At 59.9% G+C, this 4,942-nt stretch carries 4 protein-coding genes; 2 read left to right on the top strand and 2 right to left on the bottom strand.

What is annotated here, in order from left to right:
* Both ACFE70_RS19935 and ACFE70_RS19930 read right to left on the bottom strand, forming a co-directional pair.
* On the bottom strand, positions 1-1,017 hold a 1,017-nt coding region (locus ACFE70_RS19935; RefSeq protein WP_375419540.1), incomplete at its 3' end, for a response regulator.
* Complete coding sequence (locus ACFE70_RS19930) at positions 995-2,710, bottom strand: ATP-binding protein (protein ID WP_375419539.1); 1,716 nt, start codon at positions 2,708-2,710, stop codon at positions 995-997. The genes ACFE70_RS19930 and ACFE70_RS19935, both read right to left, overlap by 23 nt.
* A 490-nt stretch (positions 2,711-3,200) precedes the next feature.
* On the opposite strand from ACFE70_RS19930, the gene ACFE70_RS19925 reads away from it, so the two are divergent.
* Together ACFE70_RS19925 and ACFE70_RS19920 are read left to right on the top strand one after the other, a co-directional pair.
* On the top strand, positions 3,201-4,115 hold the full coding sequence (locus ACFE70_RS19925) for a helix-turn-helix domain-containing protein (protein WP_375419538.1): 915 nt from the start codon (positions 3,201-3,203) through the stop codon (positions 4,113-4,115).
* A 99-nt stretch (positions 4,116-4,214) separates the two neighbouring features.
* The coding region (locus ACFE70_RS19920) for an SDR family oxidoreductase (protein WP_375419537.1) at positions 4,215-4,942 on the top strand (728 nt) is incomplete at its 3' end.

The following is a 4,942-nucleotide window of genomic DNA, read 5'->3' as shown; positions in this document are numbered from 1 at the left end:
CACCCGGATGCTTCGGGGGGCGAGTTCAATCAGGCCGTCCTGGTTGAACTCGCTCAGGGTGCGAATGACCGACTCGGGGGCCGTGCCGACGACGGCCGCCAAGTCGTCGCGCGAGAGTTGGATGCGCGCGTCGGGCCCGGCGCCTGCCTGCTCGTGCAACTGCAGCAGCGCAAGGGCCACGCGGCGGCGAATGGAGCTGTAAGCCATCGCCAGCAATTGCTGTTCCCGCTCGCTCACCCGGCCCGCCAGCAGGCGGATAAACTGCTGGCCCACGGCCGGGTTGCGCAGCAGCAGCAGGGTGAAGTCGTCTTTGGGAATGTACACCAGTTCCGCGTCGGCTACGGCCACGGCCGAATCGCTGTGGGGCGTTTCTTCCAGCAGGGGGGGGTAGCCAAAAAACTCGCCGGGCCCGTAAAGGCCCGTAATCAGCTCTTTGCCACCGTCCGTCGTTTTCACGGTTTTCACGCGGCCTTTTTTAATGAAGTATACCCGCGTGGGGGCGTCGCCTTCGAGGTAGATGTCCTGCTTTTTGCGAATGAGATGGACTTTGCGGTCCACCGATAGGTTCTCCAGGTTGCCCACGGCGCGGGCGTCGTCCAGAAACTCGTGCAGCCCGTCGCCGTGCAGGTCGTAGTCGGCCCGCAGGTCGCGGAAGCGGGTCAGGCGGCTGGCAATGGCGCTCAGCAGCTCGGCTTCCTCGAAAGGCTTGGTCAGGTAGTCATCGGCCCCGAGGGCCATGCCGTGGCGCTGCTCGGCGCGCTCGATTCTGGCGGTCAGGAACAGAAAAGGCACCCCGGCCAGGCGCGGGGTCTGGCGAAAGCGCGCCAGCACGCCGTAGCCGTCGAGCACGGGCATCATAATGTCGCACACCACCAAATCGGGCACTTGCGCCAGGGCCAGGTCCACGCCAATCTGGCCGTCGGCAGCGGCTTGCACGGCGTAGCCGGCCAGGCCCAGCATTTCGGCCGTGTTCAGGCGCAGCAGCTCGTGGTCTTCAATCAGCAGGATGGTTTTCATAGGGAATAGAAAGGGTAACGGTAGTGCCCACGCCCAGCTCGCTTTCCAGGACAATAGTGCCGCCCATCAACTCTATGTACTCGGCGATGATGTACAGCCCTAAGCCAGTCCCAGGAATGTTGGCGGCGTTGCCGGCCCGGAAGAACCGCTCGAACAAGTGGGCTTGGTCTTCCTCGGAAATACCAATTCCCTGGTCCTGTACGTGGATGACAAGCAGGTTGTCGTGGCAATCGGCCCGCACCGTGACCACCGAGTTTTCAGCGGAGTACTTGATGGCGTTGGAGAGCAGGTTTACCAGAATCTTGCGTAGTAACGAGGCATCGAGGCGAAAAGGGGCCGGACAGTTTATTTGCTGGAAAAGAGTCTGTCCGGCTTTGAACGTGCTTTGGGCGTTGGCCACGGTTTCATCCACCAATACGTTCAGGTCCAGGGTAGCGGGATGAGCCTCGACTTTGCCAGCTTCGATACGGCCCACCGACAGGAATTCCTCCAGAATGTCGTTCAGGTGCCTGACCGACGTGTGAATGCGACTCAAATGGGTGAGGCGCTGCGCCTGGTGCTCGGCGCCAGGGTACTTGGCTATTAAGGTAGCCGAAGAAAGCACGACCGCGAGCGGGGTGCGAAACTCGTGCGAAGCCATCGAGACAAAGCGCGACTTCAACTCGCCCAGTTCCTGCTCGGTGGCCAGGGCCTGGGCCAAATCGATGCCCCGCTTCTCGAGCTGCTCCAGGGTGACAATCAGCGCATGGGTGCGGTTGGTCATGCGTTCTTCCAGTTCGGTGTTGCTGGCGCGCAGCTGCTTGTTGGCGGCCCCCAGCTCTTCGTTCAATTCCTGGATTTGCCGGCGGGCCACCACCTGCTCCGTGACCTCGGTGGCGATGACGATGACGCCGGTAATCTGGTCAGCCGCGTCGCGGGTGGCCTGATAAATGAAATTAAAATGAAACGGGTCGAGCCGGCCGGAGTTGGTGCGGTCGATGCGAACCATCCTTTCGTAGGCGAAGTACGTCTCGCCGGTGCGGTACACGTCATCCAGCGCCTCAAACAGGTGCTGCTGGCTGAGTTCCGGAAGGGCGTCGCGCCACGTCTTATTCGCCACCGGCCGATGGCCCAGGGTCTGCCGGAAACCGACGTTGGCCAATTCAATGACGTGGGCAGGGCCGGTAAGTACGGCCACAAGTGCCGGGGCCTGCTCAATGAGAGCCAGCAGGCGCTGGCGTTGGGCTTCAGCCTCGGCGTGGGCGGCTCTCTCGCGGGCCTGGCTCTGGCGCAACGCTTCTTCCACGGCGCTGCGGGGCTGGTCAGCGGTGTCGGTGAAGCTCCCGACCACCCGGTCGCCCTGGCGAACTCCGGCCAGGTAGAAGTAGCTGTCGAGGCCATCGGCCTGGTAGTTGACTTCGTAACGCCCGGCCTCGCCTGCTTCGAACACGCGGCGGTAGAAATCGAATATCCCCCGGGATTGCGTGTGGGGGTAGTGCGCGAGCATACTAAACGGAGCGTTTTCTGGCGTTTGGAGCATGTGTCGGGCGGCCGGGCTGACGTACTCGACCATAAAGTCCACCACCTCGGTTCCGCCTGGCCCATACACCGGGCTTAGCACACATATCCCCGTCAGCGAGACCGCAAGCAAAGCCGGGAGCAATTCGGCAGGAAAGCCGGCATCATCCAGCGGCCGGGTGGAAATGAGGGTCATAGCAGAGCCAATAATAAGTAGCCTGGTTGCTGGGATAGTCCGGGTAAATCTCGCTACGACTCAGCGCGACGGGGAGATAAGGCGCAAGCCGCGCTGAACGGGCACGCAGTGCAACTACTTAAAAATAAGTACGCTGCCCCTAGGTCTTCGTTCCATTACCTGACAAAAATCAGGTTTTTGACGTTGCATCGTCATACCTCTTATCAGGAAACCCCGATACTTTTGTAAGCATATGGACGCGCGCGGTGGACGTCTTCACCCGCTACCTGGCCCTCGAATTGGGTATCCAGGGCGTTCCGGCGAATCTAGTGGCCCCGGGGGCCGTTTTTGGAGGAGAGACCATGCAGGACAATGCGGGCCTGCGTGGCCGGGTCGGCCTGCCCGGAGCTGTCTGTGCCACGGCGTCGGCGAGGTTTTATACGTAACCACTTGCAGGGTTTCAACCTGCCTGCCTGCCACTGAATAATGGGGTTAAAACGAGCAGGTAGCTATGTATCAAACGCTTCAAGAACAGTATCTGCACCTGGGCCTGCCAGTTGACCTGATTGACGCGCAGCTGGAGTTCACGATATTCAATTTAAGCGACCTGCACCAGCCGTTACCTTTTGCCTCGCCGGTCAGCCGGCTTAACTTCTTTGTGTTTGGCTTTGTGAAAAGTGCCCAGGGTCGGTATATCATCGATGAGCAGCAGTTTCCGATGCAGCCCGGCACCATCTACTTTACCAACCCCGGCCATTACCGCTCCTTTGAATTCACGGCCCTGGAGGAGGTGTACCTGATTACGCTCAGCGAAAGCTTCTTGAAGGAAAACGTGCACGCTGACATCTTTGCCGAGTTCCCGTTTTTACTGGTCGAAACGTTTCCGGCCCTGACCGTGAGCCCCGAAGTATTCGCGGAGTTCGAGCGGCTGTATGGGCAGATACACCACGAATACGTCGCCCGTTCTCCTTTTCGGCAGCGGCTGATTGGCCATCTGTTCGTGGCGCTGCTGCTGAAGCTCAAAGAGCATTTCGGGCTGCACTACAATGCCATCTACGAAGGCAACCGCAGCTCAGCCATTGTGAGAAGCTTCAAGTTGTTGCTGGAAAAACATTACCGGGACTTGGAGCAGGGGTTGGCCGAGCAGGTGTTTCGGGTGCAGGATTATGCGGAGGCCCAACACCTGCACCCCAACTACCTGAGTAATGTCATCAAAACCAAAACCGGCAAGGCCATCGGCACCTGGATAGCGGAGAAAAACATTGCGGAAGCCAAGTCGCTGCTGCAAAACTCCGCCATTTCCGTCAAGGAAATTGCCTACCGGCTGGGCTTTGCCGAGCCGGCGCACTTCAGCAACTACTTCAAAAAGCACGCGCATCTCTCCCCGAGCTTTTACCGCAAGCAGAGTCAGGCTCCCGCATCTTAGGAATTCGCATCTCTTGCCGTAGAATCCGCACTTTCCCGGGCTGGTGGGAATCGGACCTTTGCCTTGTCAATTAGCAACAAGTACTTAACGAAAGAACCCATGAAAACGCTAGCCGAAAAAGTGATTTTAGTGACCGGGGCTTCCCGGGGCATCGGCGCCGCCGTGGCGCACCGCCTGGCCGAAGCCGGCGCCAAGGTGATAGTGAATTATGCCGGCAGCCGGCCGGCAGCCGAGCAAATTGTGGCGGCCATCAAAGCCAACGGCGGGGACGCCCTGGCCGTGCAGGCCGACGTAAGCCGGTCCGACCAGGTGGAGCGCCTGTTCGACACGGCCATTGCGCACTACGGGCGCATCGACGTGCTGGTGAACAACGCCGGCATCATGATTACCAAGCTGCTGAAGGATACGACCGACGAGGACTTCACCCGGCAGTTTGATATCAACGTCCGGGGCACGTTCAACACGATGCGCCAGGCCGCTACCAAGCTGGCCGACAACGGCAGCATCATCAACTTTTCCAGCTCGGTGAATCGCATCATGCTGCCCACGTACAGCACGTACGTAGCCACCAAAGCGGCCGTGGAGCAGCTCACGCGCGTGTTTGCCAAAGAAGTGGGCGCCCGGGGCATTACTGTTAATTCGGTCTCACCCGGCCCGACTAACACCGAGCTTTTCACCAAGGGCAAGCCGCAGGAAGCCATTGACCGCTCGGCGTCGCTCTCCGCCTTCAACCGCCTGGGCGAGCCGGACGACATTGCCAAAGTCGTCGTTTTCCTGGCCAGTGAGGAGGCCAAATGGATTAGCGCTCAGAATATCGGCATTAACGG

It is taken from the genome of uncultured Hymenobacter sp. (assembly GCF_964243305.1).
Taxonomy (GTDB): domain Bacteria; phylum Bacteroidota; class Bacteroidia; order Cytophagales; family Hymenobacteraceae; genus Hymenobacter.
The sequence above is the reverse complement of the archived record's forward strand: the minus strand, read 5'-3'. Positions and strand labels throughout refer to the sequence as shown.

Coding starts and splice junctions, on each gene's coding strand:
- ACFE70_RS19925 (WP_375419538.1), top strand. CDS start 3,201: ATGTATCAAACGCTTCAAGAACAGTATCTGCACCTGGGCCTGCCAGTT.
- ACFE70_RS19930 (WP_375419539.1), bottom strand. CDS start 2,710: ATGACCCTCATTTCCACCCGGCCGCTGGATGATGCCGGCTTTCCTGCC.